The organism is Ruegeria sp. CL3 (genome assembly GCF_056536505.1).
Genome location: NZ_JBQFPT010000001.1, coordinates 415,101 through 430,405, shown reverse-complemented (window position 1 = coordinate 430,405; position 15,305 = coordinate 415,101). Strand labels below are relative to the sequence as shown.

Below are 15,305 nucleotides of genomic sequence, written 5' to 3'. Positions count from 1 at the left end.
GGTTGTTGCAAATCCAGAATACCCGAAATTTACGGCTGAACCTAAAGACAGTGGCCGCTTTGCATCTGTGAATGCTTGCGCTATCGGGTGAGGATGAAACTGATAATCGACACAGACCCCGGCATCGACGATGCAATGGCGATCGCCTACGCTGCGGCCGCGCCCGAGATTGACTTGATCGGGCTAACCACCGTTTTCGGAAACACTCATGTTCATCAATCCAGCCGCAACGCGCGTTATCTGGTTGATAAGCTTGGATTAGCTGTCCCCGTGGCGCAGGGTGCCCCCTTTGCTCATGGCGAGGACGACCATCGCCCATCCGAGCATGTGCATGGGCCGGAAGGCTTTGGTGATCTGACCGAAATCCCTGAGATTGGGCAGAACCACAACCTGAGCGCGGCCGCTTTTCTGGTCGATATGGCACGCCAACATCCCGGAGAGCTTGTCGTGTGCGCGGTCGGCCCGTTGACCAATATCGCGGATGCCATGGCATTGGATCCCGAATTCGCCTCGAACCTTAGGCGCCTGGTGATTATGGGCGGCGCAGTCTATTGCCCCGGCAACATCACGGAACATGCCGAAGCGAATATTTTCCACGACGCCAAAGCTGCCGATGCGGTGTTTTCGGCACCGCCTGAGACTGTTCTGGTCGGTTTGGATGTGACGCTGAAAACACTCTACAAGAGCGCGGATTTTGAGGATCTAGCCCTGAAATCGCCCGATATGGGAGCGTTTCTGCGCGATATCTCTCGATTCTACCTGAAATTCTACAAAGAGATCGGAGGGTTGGAGGGCTGCGGCTTGCACGACTCGACCGCTGTCATCGCCTGTACCCATGATCATATGTTTGACTCCGTTCAGACCGGATTGAAGGTGGCAACTGAAGGCGAGGCAATCGGAGCCACAGTGCCGGAAGAAGGGCGCCCCCCGGTTTGGGTTTGCCGGGACGTTGACGGGGCAGGGGTTGTTGATCTCTTTACGGCCCGCGTGGCCTCTCTGCCCTGACGGGTTGCAAAGACCCGGCGGATCGGGCAAAGCCTGCCCGGTTCCGCGATCCGAGATGATGACATGACCCAGCAGTTTTCCTTTGACCTCAAAGCAACCGACGGCAAAGCCCGCACCGGCGTGATCAACACGCCACGTGGCGAGGTTCGTACGCCTGCCTTCATGCCGGTTGGCACCGCAGCGACGGTCAAGGCGATGATGCCGGAAAGCGTACGTGCGACCGGGGCCGATATCCTGCTGGGCAATACCTACCACCTGATGCTACGCCCCACGGCCGAACGGATCGACCGTTTGGGAGGGCTGCACAAGTTCATGAATTGGGAACGTCCCATCCTGACCGACTCGGGCGGTTTTCAGGTCATGTCTCTGGCAGGGTTGCGCAAACTGACCGAAAAGGGCGTGACCTTCAAATCCCATATCGACGGCTCCAAGCATGAGCTGACACCGGAACGGTCAATGGAGATTCAACGCCTTCTGGGGTCGGACGTCGTGATGTGTTTCGATGAATGCCCTTCACTGCCTGCGGACCGGAAACGTATTGCCGAGTCGATGCAGCTGTCGATGCGTTGGGCGCAGCGGTCCCGCGATGCGTTCGGGGATCGCCCGGGCCACGCTCTGTTCGGGATCATGCAGGGCGGGCTGGAACAAGACCTGCGCGAAGAAAGCGCCGAGGCGTTGAAAGCGATCGGCTTTGAGGGCTACGCTATCGGCGGTCTGGCCGTGGGTGAGGGGCAGGAGGCGATGTTTGACTGCCTCGATTTTGCCCCCGATTTCCTGCCCACCGACAAGCCGCGTTACCTGATGGGTGTAGGGAAACCGGATGATATCGTAGGCGCTGTGGCGCGCGGTGTGGACATGATGGATTGCGTTTTGCCGTCCCGGTCCGGTCGCACCGGTCAGGTGTTCACGCGTCACGGCGTGGTGAACATCAAGAACGCGCGCCATGCCGATGATCCACGCCCGCTGGACGAAGAGTGCACATGCCCGGCCTGTTCGCACTACTCGCGCGCCTATCTGCACCATGTTTTCCGCTCGAACGAGATGATCTCGGGCATGCTGCTGACCTGGCATAACCTGCACTACTTCCAGGAAATCATGCAGGGTATGCGTGACGCGATTGCGGCAGGAACGTTTGAGGCCTGGCGGGCCAATTTCCATGCGCAGCGCACGCAGGGCGATATTGAGCCGATTTAGCAGGCACCGGCACAATTTCGGTGGATATCTTCCTAGCGCGCCTTGCGGTCCGCAGAACCTTTGGTCATGCTGCGAATTGAGACACGGTGGTGAGGTTGAAATAGGGCGGTAACAGCCCCACCTTAAACCATCCAAGACAGGAGACGGCCAGTGGTTGCCTCAAGCAGGGACCAGAGCTGTCTTGCCAATGATAAGGATAGAGCATGCAAGAGCCTCTGAATTCCTCATACCCCGTCCTGCCGCTGCGCGATATTGTGGTGTTTCCACACATGATCGTGCCGCTCTTTGTGGGCCGAGACAAATCGGTCCGCGCGCTGGAAGAGGTGATGCAGGATGATAAGCAAATTCTGTTATCCAGCCAGATCGACCCGAGTGTCGATGATCCGGATGTAGATGGTATCTATCAAGCCGGTGTTCTGGCCAATGTGCTGCAACTGCTGAAATTGCCCGACGGCACCGTCAAGGTGCTGGTCGAAGGGCAGGCGCGCGTGCAGATCACGGAGTTCCTTGAAAACGAACAGTTTTTCGAGGCCCGTGCCGAGTATCTGACTGAAATTCCGGGCGATGTCACAACGACTGAAGCGCTGCTGCGCACTGTCGCGGATGAGTTTGAGCGCTACGCCAAGGTTCGCAAAAACATCCCCGAAGAAGCTTTGGCTGCCGTGGGTGAGACCACCGAGCCCGCCAAACTGGCCGACCTCGTGTCGGGTCATCTGGGCATTGAGGTCGAGCAAAAGCAGGAACTGCTTGAAACGCTCTCGGTCAGCGAGCGGCTCGAGAAGGTCTATGGCCTGATGCAGGGCGAAATGTCGGTTCTGCAGGTCGAGAAAAAGATCAAGACCCGCGTCAAATCCCAGATGGAGAAGACGCAGCGCGAGTATTATCTGAATGAGCAGATGAAGGCCATTCAGAAGGAGCTTGGCGATGGCGAAGACGGCAGTAACGAAGTCGCCGAACTGGAAGAGAAGATCAATGAGACCAAGCTGTCAAAAGAGGCCCGTGAAAAGGCTGAAGGCGAGCTGAAGAAGCTGCGCAACATGAGCCCGATGTCGGCTGAGGCCACCGTCGTGCGTAACTATCTGGACTGGATCTTGTCCTTGCCGTGGGGCACCAAGTCCCGCGTCAAAAAGGACTTGGGCCGCGCGCAGGACATTCTGGACGCCGATCACTATGGGCTTGAGAAAGTCAAAGAGCGGATCGTTGAATATCTGGCGGTTCAGCAGCGTTCGAAAAAGCTGAAAGGCCCGATCCTATGCCTTGTTGGCCCTCCGGGCGTGGGTAAAACCTCACTTGGCAAATCGGTTGCCAAAGCCACGGGGCGCGAGTTCATTCGCATCTCGCTGGGTGGTGTGCGCGACGAATCCGAGATTCGGGGTCACCGTCGGACTTACATTGGCTCGATGCCCGGTAAGATCATTCAGGCGCTGAAAAAGGCGAAAACCACGAACCCGCTGATCTTGCTCGATGAGATCGACAAGATGGGGCAGGATTTCCGTGGTGATCCGGCCTCGGCAATGTTGGAAGTATTGGACCCGGAACAGAACAGCACGTTCATGGATCACTACCTTGAGGTCGAATATGACCTGTCCAACGTGATGTTTCTGACCACCTCGAACAGCTACAACATGCCTGGGCCTCTGCTGGACCGGATGGAGATCATCCCGCTGGCCGGTTATACCGAAGAGGAAAAATCCGAGATCGCCAAGCAGCACCTGATCAGCAAGCAGGTCAAAAACCATGGCCTAAAAGCTAAGGAATTTGAACTGACCGATGAGGCGCTGCAGTCGATCATCCGCACCTACACCCGTGAGGCGGGCGTGCGGAACCTCGAACGGGAAATCGCAAAAGTGGCGCGGAAGTCGCTGACCAAGATCATCAAGAAAGAGGCTGACTCGGTTACCGTGACGCCTGAGAATCTGGATGATTTCCTCGGCGTGCCCAAGTTCCGCTATGGTCTGGCTGAACAGGACGATCAAGTTGGCGTCGTGACCGGTCTGGCGTGGACGTCGGTTGGTGGAGACCTTCTGCATATCGAGGCGCTGAAATTGCCCGGCAAGGGGCGGATGAAGACCACCGGTAAACTGGGCGATGTGATGAAGGAATCCATCGACGCAGCCTCGTCCTATGTGCGCTCAATTTCGCCTCAGATCGGGGTGAAGCCGCCTCAGTTTGACAAGATCGATATCCACGTGCACGTGCCGGATGGCGCGACGCCTAAGGATGGCCCTTCGGCTGGTTTGGCGATGGTGACTTCGATTGTGTCCGTGCTGACTGGCATTCCAGTGCGCAAGGATATCGCCATGACGGGTGAGGTCTCACTGCGCGGGAATGCGATGCCGATCGGTGGTTTGAAGGAAAAACTGCTGGCGGCTCTGCGCGGTGGCATCAAGACGGTTCTGATCCCGGAAGAAAACGAAAAGGATCTGGCCGACATTCCGGACAACGTGAAGGAAGGGTTGGAGATCATCCCGGTCAAACACGTCTCGGAAGTGCTGAAACAGGCGTTGGTCGAGGAGCCCGAGCCCATCGAATGGGACGAAGCCGCAGAAGAGGCGGCGGCTGCGGCAGCAAAAGCGGCTGAAAGCTCTGGGCCGTCTGCAACGGCGCACTAAGACACGAAGAAAAAGGCGAGGCTGGTCCCCGCCTTTTTTCTATAGCCCGACAACTGGTTGTTTCGGTTCCAAAATTTCCTCTTCTTCGATGTATTTCTGAAACTTTTCGTCGGCCAAGGACGACCGGACAGCGATCATGAATATCCCCGTCGAGAACAGAATGCAGACCAGAATATCCCAGCCGAACGGGATGAATTTTAGAGCACCCTCTCCGAACTGGCCAAATATTGAAATTACACCGATGCCGACGAAATAGGGCATCAGCCAACGCGCTTCGGCCACGTCCATTTCATCCAGACGATTGTGAAAGCGGATCAGCAACAAGATCATTCCGATGATCAACGCGACGCCCAAGCGCCAGACGGTGTCCCATCCGCTCCAATAAACGATCAGTGTCGCTATGGCGAAGGCCAGTGCGCCTACGAAACGGACAGCGGGGATTCGGATTGAGCGTGGGTGATCTGGCATCAGCTTTCTAAGGCATACGACAGCGATCGGCCCTACCGCGAAAGACAAGACAATTGCCGCCCCGTTCAATGCGATGACCGTGGTAAACGGGACCGAAAGCAGGAACAAAACTCCGATCCCGAAATTCAGCACAAGCGCCCAGAAGGGTATTCCAAAAGAAGACAACTGCATGATGCGTTGGGGAAGAAAACCATTCTTCGACAGGGCCATAGCGATCCGGGCATTCGAACCTGTTGCAACAAGCCCGTTGCCGAATGGCCCTATGACTGAACCGACATTCAATACGCTTAGGAACCAGACAATGCCCACGGACACTATCACGGCATCCAGCGGACCTTCTCCGCCGAAGTTGAGACTGGACCAGCCTTGTGCCAGCGAGGTTGGGTCGAGGGCGCCGATGAATGCGATCTGTAGGGCTAAATAGAGTGCCGCACACATCAAAACTGAAAGAACCAGCGCGGCTGGGATTGCGAATTTCGGGTTGCGGACCTCGCCGGCCATATCGACGATGTGACGAAATCCGATGAAGGAAAAGATCACGCCCCCAGTCGACACCGCAGCCATGATGCCCTGCAGCCCATATGGGGCGAACCCGTCGGGTCGGCTGAAGTTTTGAACCTCAAACCTGCTCACGATCAAGAGTACTGAGAGAATAACCGGAATCGCTATCTTCGCCCAAGTTAATGTGGCGTTGACACGTGTGAAGAATTTGACGCCCAAGGCGTTGACGGCAACGAACAGAAGCATGAAGGAGAGAGCAACCAGCACACCTGCGCTCGTTAGATCTCCGCTCTCGGAATTGTGCAGCCAGGGCGCGTAAGGGGCTAAGTACTTCAACATCGCTTCAACCTCTATTGGCGCAGTGGTGTTGTAGCCGATCCAGGCCGTCCAACCCATTGCCATCGCGACGATGTTGCCATGCGAGAATTGGGGAACCCGGGCGATACCGCCCGGAATTGGCAGCATGGCCGAGATTTCAGCGAATGTGATGGCCAGAACAAACATGGCCACCGCGCCAATGATCCACGACAGAACCGCAGCTGGTCCTGCGTGTTGCACAGCCAAGAGCGGGCCGAACAACCATCCAGAGCCTATAATGCCGCCAACGGAAATGAAGGTCAGACCCAGTAGGCCAATGTCACGCTTCAATTTGGCCATCCGCGTCAACCCTTTACACTGCGTATGTCAAAGATACGCCGGCGGATTCTGGCCTGACAAGCGTTGTCTGGAGGTGTAAAAAATAGGAGGTGGTGGGTGATAAGAGATTTGAACTCCTGACATCTTCGATGTGAACGAAGCGCTCTACCACTGAGCTAATCACCCATTGCCCGGCGTTTTATCGCAGCTCATTCCCGGCTGCAAGACTTATAGGGGCAGGACCCCGGCCAGTCTGTAAGCCGGGGTCTGATGTTTTTTAGAGGCCGGGCAGCTTGTCCAGAACGCCACGGCGACCGAAGGTTGTGCCGCGCTCGTTGCCCAGATTGATACGGACACCTGCGCCTAGGAACGGTTCGGTGCTGCTGGCGCTGCCGATAGATAGGTGGGCCGCGCCGAATTCGCCGTAAACCTGTGCGTTGGTGCCAACATTATAGGTCGCGCCAATCGAAAATGCGCTGACGTCCAAAGCACCTTCAATGTCGTTCAGGTAGTCGTACTTACCGATCACAGTCCATTTGTCATTGACGGCCCCTCCGGCTGAGAAGCCCAGAATTACGCCATCCGCGCCCGAGGCTTCCTTCAGGTCTTGAAAGCCCAGGTACCCTTCGATCTGTGCAGGGCCTGCGCCGAAGCCGGCCTCAACGCCATAGAATTGGAACGTCTCGTCTTCGATATGGTCCTGCCCATAGAAAGCACCGAACGAAGCGGTTTGCGTGTGCAGGTTGGCGTGCAGGGTGACGTTTGTGCCGTTATAGTCCTCGTCCTCGAACCGGTAGCCGCCCGCATCCAGTTGCAGGCTGAAAGCGCGGGAAAACGCCAACTCGCCCGCGCCGTTAAGGTTGTAGACGTCGCCAAGATCGCTGTCTGTGAAGGTAGAATAGCCCAGGTCCACATATCCGCCAGTTACCTCGACGGCATATGCCACGCCGGTCAGTAGAAGGCTGCTCAATGCACTGGTAGCAATGATTTTTTTCACGTTTCTGCTCCGAATTGTGTTTTTGTTGGCGCGGGTCAAAATGAGACTAACGCGCATGAATATCTGGTTAGTTTTTATCGTTAAGGATGAGTAGAGGTTTGGCGCGATTTCAATATGCTGTTGCAGGTGGAGCACAAATGCGCGGACGCACGGGCCGCGCCTCGAAGGATGGCCGAGGAGCGGCCGCAAACAAAAATCAGGCTTCAGGCAAAAAACTTCAAAACGCCGCTTGACGATGCCCGAGCGTAGCCATAATACACCCCAACGTTCAGCAACGAACGGGCAGCGGGCGGTTGTAGCTCAGTTGGTTAGAGTACCGGCCTGTCACGCCGGGGGTCGCGGGTTCGAGCCCCGTCAACCGCGCCATCGCTGCCAGACTTGGTCCAGTTTAAAGGCCACGAAAATAGATGCGCGGTTGTAGCTCAGTTGGTTAGAGTACCGGCCTGTCACGCCGGGGGTCGCGGGTTCGAGCCCCGTCAACCGCGCCATTTTCCCTCGAATGTTTCGAAAATCATAGGTATTTGGCGCGAGGCTGGCGTTGTTTCGGGCTGATGTCAGGATGTGTCGGCAATAATCTGTTCGTTCTCAGTTTGTTCTAACTTTTCTGTTGGAGACTCAGCGCCGCTCGCCTATCTCTGAGGGACGTGTTTGTTGGGGGCCAGAATGGCTGAGTTGAAGAATATCGAGGTGCGCGGCGCGCGCGAGCATAACCTCAAGAGCATTGACGTGGATATCCCGCGTGACCAGCTGGTGGTGATCACCGGTCTGTCTGGCTCCGGTAAATCCTCGCTGGCTTTTGACACGATCTACGCCGAGGGTCAGCGCCGTTATGTCGAAAGCCTCTCGGCCTATGCGCGGCAATTCCTCGATATGATGGAAAAGCCGGATGTGGACCATATCAGCGGTCTGTCTCCGGCGATTTCGATCGAACAGAAGACCACGTCAAAGAACCCGCGCTCGACCGTTGGGACGGTGACCGAAATCTATGACTACCTGCGCCTGCTGTTTGCACGTGCGGGGACACCTTACAGTCCTGCAACTGGTCTGCCGATCGAAGCACAGCAAGTACAGGACATGGTCGACCGGATTATGACGATGGAAGAGGGCACGCGCGGCTACCTGTTGGCCCCCATCGTGCGCGACCGGAAGGGCGAATATAGGAAAGAGTTCCTCGAACTGCGGAAGCAGGGCTTCCAGCGCGTCAAGGTGGATGGTGAGTTCTATGAACTGGATGAACCGCCGACGCTGGACAAGAAATTCCGCCACGATATCGATGTGGTTGTGGATCGTCTCGTCGTTCGCGAGGGGATGGAGACGCGTCTAGCCGACAGCCTGCGCACCGCTCTGGATCTGGCTGATGGCATCGCAATTCTGGAAACAGCTCCGCGCGAAGGGGATCCTGAACGGATTACTTTCAGTGAAAACTTTGCCTGCCCGGTAAGCGGGTTTACGATTCCCGAAATTGAACCGCGCCTCTTTTCATTCAACGCCCCGTTCGGGGCCTGCCCGGATTGTGATGGACTTGGCGTTGAGCTGTTCTTTGACGAACGCCTTGTGGTGCCGGATCAGACACTGAAACTATATGACGGGGCCCTGGCACCGTGGCGAAAGGGGAAATCTCCGTATTTCCTGCAAACCATCGAAGCCATCGCGCGCCACTATGAGTTCGACAAGAACACGCCGTGGAAAGACCTGCCCAAGAAGGTGCAGCAGGTGTTTCTGCGCGGCTCTGGGGATGAGGAAATCCAGTTCCGCTATGATGAGGGTGGGCGTGTCTATCAGGTAACGCGCAACTTCGAGGGCGTGATTCCGAATATGGAGCGCCGCTACCGCGAGACCGACAGCGCCTGGATTCGGGAAGAGTTTGAGCGCTACCAGAACAACCGTCCGTGCGGCACCTGCGAAGGCTACCGCCTGCGCGCGGAAGCCTTGGCCGTGAAGATCGCTGACCTCCACGTGGGGCAGGTAGTCGAGATGTCGATCCGTGAGGCTCTGGCCTGGGTCGAGGACGCGCCGAACCATCTGAGCGTTCAGAAAAATGAGATCGCGCGGGCGATTTTGAAGGAGATTCGCGAACGCCTCGGATTCCTGAATAATGTGGGATTGGAATACCTTACACTGTCACGTTCAAGTGGTACTCTTTCTGGTGGTGAAAGCCAGCGTATCCGGCTTGCCAGCCAGATCGGATCGGGCCTGACTGGCGTTCTCTATGTTCTGGACGAGCCGTCAATCGGCTTGCACCAACGGGACAATGATCGCCTGTTGGGCACGCTGAAAAACCTGCGAGATCAGGGCAATACGGTGATCGTCGTCGAACACGATGAGGAAGCGATCCGTGAGGCCGACTATGTGTTCGACATCGGTCCCGGAGCGGGTGTCCACGGTGGGCAGGTCGTCAGCAAGGGAACGCCAGCCGAGATCACGGCAGATGCGGCCTCCGTTACGGGGCAATATTTGGCCGGTACGCGAGAGATTGCGGTGCCCGCGGAGCGGCGCAAGGGCAACAAGAAAAAGCTGACCGTGGTGAAGGCGACGGGCAACAACCTTAAGAACGTAACGGCCGAGTTTCCTCTGGGCAAATTCGTCTGTGTCACGGGCGTGTCGGGTGGGGGCAAGTCGACGCTGACGATTGAGACGCTGTTCAAAACGGCCTCGATGCGATTGAACGGTGCGCGCCAGACGCCTGCGCCCTGCGAAACTATCAAAGGGTTGGAGCATCTGGACAAGGTCATCGACATCGACCAGCGTCCCATCGGGCGTACTCCGCGTTCGAATCCAGCGACTTACACCGGGGCGTTCACGCCGATCCGTGACTGGTTTGCGGGATTGCCCGAGGCCAAAGCGCGCGGCTACAAGCCCGGGCGGTTCAGTTTCAACGTCAAGGGCGGTCGATGTGAGGCGTGTCAGGGCGACGGCGTCATCAAGATTGAGATGCACTTTCTACCGGATGTCTACGTCACCTGCGAGACTTGCAAGGGCGCGCGGTACAATCGCGAGACGCTGGAGATCAAATTCAAAGGCAAGTCCATCGCCGATGTGCTTGATATGACGGTCGAAGACGCGCAGGAGTTCTTCAAGGCCGTGCCGTCGATCCGCGACAAGATGGATGCTCTGGCGCGGGTTGGGTTGGGCTATATAAAAGTGGGACAACAGGCGACCACGCTGTCCGGAGGTGAAGCGCAGCGAGTCAAACTGTCGAAGGAGCTTTCGAAACGCTCAACCGGGCGGACTTTGTATATTCTGGACGAGCCGACCACGGGTCTGCATTTCGAAGACGTACGTAAGTTGTTGGAAGTGCTCCATGAACTGGTCGATCAAGGGAACACGGTTGTCGTGATCGAACACAATCTGGACGTCGTGAAAACCGCGGACCACATCATTGATATCGGCCCGGAAGGTGGCGATGGCGGTGGCGAGATCGTTGCCACCGGAACACCGGAAGAAGTGGCTGAAGTCGAGCGGAGCCACACCGGGCGTTACCTCAAGCCGATGCTTTCAGGCACACGTGTCGCGGCTGAATAGGCTGCGACACGGTTTTTTGCGAGGCTCTGCCTCGCGCTCCGGGAAATTTTTTGGCCAGATGAATGAAGGATCCTTGTGCCTTATTCTCGGCGGCGTTTTTCAAATCTGGTCAGCATGGCTGAGAAGTCCTGGCCCAAACCACCTTCGGCTTCAACGAACTGCTGATAGAGCGCAGTTGCGGCTTGGCCCATCGGGGTGTCGGCATCGGCGCTTTCGGCAGCTTGCTGGCTGAGGCGCAGGTCTTTCAACATCAATTCGGCGGCGAAGCCCGGCTGATAGTCATTATCCGCAGGGCTGGTGGGACCAACTCCGGGGGCGGGGCAATAGGCGTTCATGGTCCAGCTGTAGCCGGAGGACGTGCTTACCACGTCGAACATCTTTTGCCGATCCAGACCCAGTTTGTCGGCCAAGGCGAAGGCTTCACAGGTTGCGATCATGGTGACGCCGAGGATCATGTTGTTGCAGATTTTTGCCGCTTGTCCAGCACCGGCCTCACCGCAATGCACGGCTTTTTGACCCATGATGTCGAAGAGCGGGGCGGCTTTGGCGAAGGCGTCGGATGTTCCGCCAGCCATGAAGGTCAGGGTGCCGGCCGAGGCCCCTCCGATTCCGCCGGAAACTGGCGCGTCCACGGACAGAAGATGCGCAGCGATGGCTTGCTCTGCCACGGCTCGGGCGCTGTCTACGTCAACGGTCGAACAGTCTATCAACACCGCGCCCTGTTGCATGGTCGGGATGATCTGGTTTGCGACCGCGCGCAGGATGTCACCGTTCGGCAGCATGGTGATGACGGCATCAGCGCCCGAGACGACCTCCGTTGCGAATTGCGCTTGCTTCACGCCATCAACGCTAACGCCCGCCGTGTCGAAACCTGTCACCTGATGCCCGGCCTTCGCAAGGTTGGCCGCCATCGGCGCGCCCATATTGCCCAAGCCGATAAAACCGATTTGCATCTCTTAATCCTCCTGAAAAGTCAGTGCGTTCGCGCCAAGCGGTTGCAGCATTTTCGAGACCGCAACAGCGGGTACTTTCATATCCGGGTACTGCCAACTTGGGTTACGATCCCTATCTATGATCAGCGCGCGAATACCTTCGATGAGATCTCCGTGTTCCTGCGCGCGATAGGTGAAGCGATACTCCATATCCAATGCACGATGCATGGTCAGGGACGGGCCGCGGAGACGGTGGATCATCTCAACCGTGCAGGCCATGGAGAGCGGGGCATGCTGGCCCATCATGTCCAGCGTTTTCGATGTGAAATCAGTATCTTCTGAGCGAAGGGTTATGAGGATATCCTCGAGTGTCTCGCCTGCAAAATACTGGTCAATCTCGGGTTGCATCTGCTGCAGTTTCCCGTCGGGTGCGGGTTGGGCGTGATCGTTGACAAGCTCGGCATTGCCCGACGCCTCTAGCAGTTCGATTAGGTCCGGCCACGTGGCCGGAGGGATGAAGTGATCGGCGAAACCGGCGTAAATGGCATCCGCCGGTCCCATTCTGAAGGCGGTGAGGCCCAGATATTCGCCCAGCCGCCCTGGTGCCAAGGCCAACATCAACGAGCCGCCGACATCCGGAACCAGTCCGATCGCGCATTCCGGCATCGAGATTTTCGACGTCTCTCCGACCACGCGATGGGTTCCGTGGCAGCCGATGCCGACACCGCCGCCCATGGTGAAGCCCTGCAGAAAGCTGATGATGGGTTTGGGGTATGCGAAGATCAGCGCATTCAATCGGTATTCATCGCGCCAAAAGGTTTGCCCGTGTGAGAAATCCCCTGCGAGTCCAGTTTCATACAGTTTGGCAATGTCGCCGCCTGCGCAAAAGGCTTTGTCGCCCTCGGCGTCGATGATGATCAGGTCGACATCGTCGTCTTCGCGCCAGTTGCGCAGGGCGGTGTCGATGGCTATGCACATCTCATAGCTCAGGGCGTTCAATGCCTTTGGGCGGGTCAGGGTGATGCGCCCGGCGCGACCGGTAGTGCGAATGTCGATGTCAGGCATGATCCCCTCAGGTTCCGGCCAGCAGGTGGCGCGCCACGATCACGCGCATGATTTCGTTTGTGCCTTCGAGTATCTGATGCACCCGCAGGTCGCGCACAAGCTTTTCGATGCCATAATCGGCAAGATAGCCATAGCCGCCATGCAGTTGCAGGCATTGATCCACAACATTTGAGCCGGTCTCGGTCACGAATTTCTTGGCCATTGCGCAGAATTTCGACGCATCCGGTGCGCCTTGATCCAGTTTCCAGGCGGCCTGTCGCAGGAAGGTGCGCGCGGCCTGCAATTCGATCTCCATGTCGGCCAGGCGGAATTGCAGAGCCTGGAACTGGTCAATGGATTGCCCGAACGCCTTCCGTTCAGACATATATTGCAGGGTCATGTTCAATCCGGCCTGCGCAGCCCCAAGCGAGCAGGAGGCGATGTTCAGACGCCCTCCATCAAGGCCCATCATCGCGTATTTGAAACCGTCCCCTTCGGTACCGACCAGATTGCCCGCTGGGATGTTGCAATCGTCGAACTGGACCTGCGCAGTGGGTTGGCTTTTCCAGCCCATCTTCTGTTCCAACGCTCCAAAGCTCAGACCCGGTGTGCCGTCTTCGACATAGACCGTCGAGATTCCCTTAGGGCCGTCCGCGCCCGTGCGGACCATGCAGACGTAAGCATCCGAGTACCCGCCGCCCGAGATAAAGGCCTTGGTGCCGTTCAGAGTGTAGCCCTCGTTCGTACGCTCGGCTCGCGTCTTCAACGCGGCGGCGTCCGAACCGGAGCCTGGTTCGGTCAGGCAGTAGCTCAGCACTGTTTTCAGGCTCAGAACGTCGGGCATAACCCGCGTTTTCAGCTCATCACTGGCGAAACTGTCCAGCATCTTGGCGCACATATTGTGGATCGACAGGAACGCCGCGACCGAGGGGCAGGCCATGGACAGCGCCTCAAACACGAGGGTGGCGTCAAGTCGGCTGAGGTCGGCTCCGCCGCTGACTTCCGAGACGTAGAGCGCGCCAAAGCCAAGCTCTCCGATACGGGGCCAAAGCTCTTTGGGGATTGTGCCTTCGGCCTCCCACTGGCGGGCGAAGGGGGCGATGTTGTCCTGCCCAAATCCATAGGCCATATCGAAAATGGCTGTTTGTTCCTCGGTCAGCCCGAAATCCATTGCGCACCCTCCCACAGGCAAAGAATTGAACGATTGTTTATTTCGCAATCGTTACAGAACTATTTCAGGAGGGGCAATCCTGAGAGCTTTTTGAGTGTAGGGTTCGCTAGAGGTCCGCGTGAAACTCTTCGATCAGATGGCGGACAACGGCCTGGCCAGGGTCTTCGCCTTTGGCGACAGCCTCGGCATGAACGCGCCGTTGGCGGGTGGCAGAGGTGCCTGTCTCGGCGATCTGACGCAGGCGGGCCAGTTCGGTCATGGTCCCCAATGCCTCGGCATCTTCTGCCAGCATCCCCATGAGTTCGCCGATCAGCTCGGCCATGGGTTTGATCGACCGATCCCCAAAATCAATCAAACCTTCGCCGACCCCATAGCGTTGCGCACGCCAGCGGTTTTCACCGATCAGGAAGCGGTCATACTGTCGCCAGCGCAGATTACGGGCCTTGAGGCGACACAGCATACGGGTCAGCGCCTGCACGAGGGCGGCCAGCGATAAAGTGTGCTCAAGCCGCGGCTGCACGTCCATAATCCGGGTTTCCAGCGTCGGGAACCGATGTGAGGGGCGCAGATCCCACCATATTTTCGAGGTGTCTTCGATCACGCCCAGTTCGACCAACACGCCGGTTGTGCGTTCGTATTCGCTCCAACTGTTGTAGACCGGCGGCAATCCCGTACGCGGTAGATTGTCGAACACGGTCAGGCGATAGGAGGAAAGCCCCGTATCCTCGCCATTCCAAAACGGGGAGGACGCCGAAAGAGCCAGCAGATGGGGTAGGAAGTAACTGAGTTGCGGCATCAGGTCTGCGCGTAGGGCAGGGTCCTCGACCCCCACATGCACATGCATCCCGCAAATCAGCATCCGCCGTGCAACGCCGCCCAATGCGTGTTGCAGCGCGTCGTAACGCTCTTTCCGTGTGTGGTGCTGCTTTTTCCAATCGGCAAACGGATGGCAGGACACTGCGATCGGGCTGAGGTTATACTCGGCGGCCCGTTTCGAGACACAGGAGCGCAGACGCCTGAGATCTTCGCGCGCGCTTTTGACGGTCGTGTGGGGGCGGGTTCCAACTTCGATCTGGCACTGCAGGAATTCGGGGCTGACCTGTCCTTCGAAATCAGCCTGGCAGGCCTCCATCATTGCGGCCGGGGCCTCGGCCAGATGCAAGCTGTCGCGGTCGACCAGCAGGTATTCTTCTTCAATGCCGATCGTGAAATCTTGTTGCATG

Annotated in this window: 10 protein-coding genes and 3 tRNA genes; 6 read left to right on the top strand and 7 right to left on the bottom strand. The window is 57.5% G+C overall.

The features are described from left to right. The first annotated feature begins 93 nt into the window (after positions 1-93). From ACR0NO_RS02165 to lon, 3 genes are all read left to right on the top strand, one after another. Positions 94-1,005 carry a nucleoside hydrolase gene (locus ACR0NO_RS02165; RefSeq protein WP_480722812.1) on the top strand — a complete coding sequence of 304 codons (912 nt, stop codon included), beginning with the start codon at positions 94-96 and terminating at the stop codon, positions 1,003-1,005. 63 nt (positions 1,006-1,068) lie between these two features. After that, positions 1,069-2,199, top strand: coding sequence for a tRNA guanosine(34) transglycosylase Tgt (gene tgt, locus ACR0NO_RS02160; protein WP_480722811.1), 1,131 nt, complete (start codon positions 1,069-1,071; stop codon positions 2,197-2,199). A 203-nt stretch (positions 2,200-2,402) separates the two neighbouring features. Then, on the top strand, positions 2,403-4,811 hold the full coding sequence (gene lon / locus ACR0NO_RS02155; RefSeq protein ID WP_480722810.1) for an endopeptidase La: 2,409 nt from the start codon (positions 2,403-2,405) through the stop codon (positions 4,809-4,811). 39 nt (positions 4,812-4,850) lie between these two features. On the opposite strand, the gene ACR0NO_RS02150 is transcribed toward lon, so the two are convergent. The 3 genes from ACR0NO_RS02150 to ACR0NO_RS02140 form a co-directional block, all read right to left on the bottom strand. Continuing rightward, a complete protein-coding gene (locus ACR0NO_RS02150) occupies positions 4,851-6,437 on the bottom strand; it encodes an APC family permease (RefSeq protein WP_480722809.1) in 1,587 nt (528 codons plus the stop codon). A 90-nt stretch (positions 6,438-6,527) separates the two neighbouring features. After that, positions 6,528-6,602 (bottom strand) — tRNA-Val (locus ACR0NO_RS02145). Positions 6,603-6,693: 91 nt separating this feature from the next. Beyond that, the gene (locus ACR0NO_RS02140) at positions 6,694-7,413 is read right to left on the bottom strand and encodes a porin (RefSeq protein ID WP_480722808.1); all 720 of its coding nucleotides are present in this window, start codon (positions 7,411-7,413) and stop codon (positions 6,694-6,696) included. A 289-nt stretch (positions 7,414-7,702) separates the two neighbouring features. On the opposite strand from ACR0NO_RS02140, the gene ACR0NO_RS02135 reads away from it, so the two are divergent. The 3 genes from ACR0NO_RS02135 (at position 7,703) to uvrA (ending at position 10,935) form a co-directional block, all read left to right on the top strand. After that, positions 7,703-7,779 (top strand) — tRNA-Asp (locus ACR0NO_RS02135). Between the two features lie 45 nt (positions 7,780-7,824). Beyond that, positions 7,825-7,901, top strand: a tRNA-Asp gene (locus ACR0NO_RS02130). Positions 7,902-8,076: 175 nt separating this feature from the next. Then, positions 8,077-10,935 carry an excinuclease ABC subunit UvrA gene (uvrA, locus tag ACR0NO_RS02125; protein WP_480722807.1) on the top strand — a complete coding sequence of 953 codons (2,859 nt, stop codon included), beginning with the start codon at positions 8,077-8,079 and terminating at the stop codon, positions 10,933-10,935. 80 nt (positions 10,936-11,015) lie between these two features. On the opposite strand, the gene mmsB is transcribed toward uvrA, so the two are convergent. From mmsB to ACR0NO_RS02105, 4 genes are all read right to left on the bottom strand, one after another. Then, positions 11,016-11,888 (bottom strand): 3-hydroxyisobutyrate dehydrogenase, encoded by an 873-nt coding sequence (gene mmsB / locus ACR0NO_RS02120; RefSeq protein ID WP_480722806.1) that lies wholly within the window; start codon positions 11,886-11,888, stop codon positions 11,016-11,018. A 3-nt stretch (positions 11,889-11,891) separates the two neighbouring features. After that, positions 11,892-12,932, bottom strand: a complete 1,041-nt coding sequence (locus ACR0NO_RS02115) for an enoyl-CoA hydratase/isomerase family protein (protein ID WP_480722805.1) — start codon at positions 12,930-12,932, stop codon at positions 11,892-11,894. A 7-nt stretch (positions 12,933-12,939) separates the two neighbouring features. Beyond that, complete coding sequence (locus ACR0NO_RS02110; protein ID WP_480722804.1) at positions 12,940-14,082, bottom strand: acyl-CoA dehydrogenase family protein; 1,143 nt, start codon at positions 14,080-14,082, stop codon at positions 12,940-12,942. Positions 14,083-14,188: 106 nt separating this feature from the next. After that, positions 14,189-15,304: a carboxylate-amine ligase gene (locus tag ACR0NO_RS02105; RefSeq protein ID WP_480722803.1), complete on the bottom strand. Its 1,116-nt coding sequence runs from the start codon at positions 15,302-15,304 to the stop codon at positions 14,189-14,191. Between the last annotated feature and the right edge of the window lies 1 nt (position 15,305).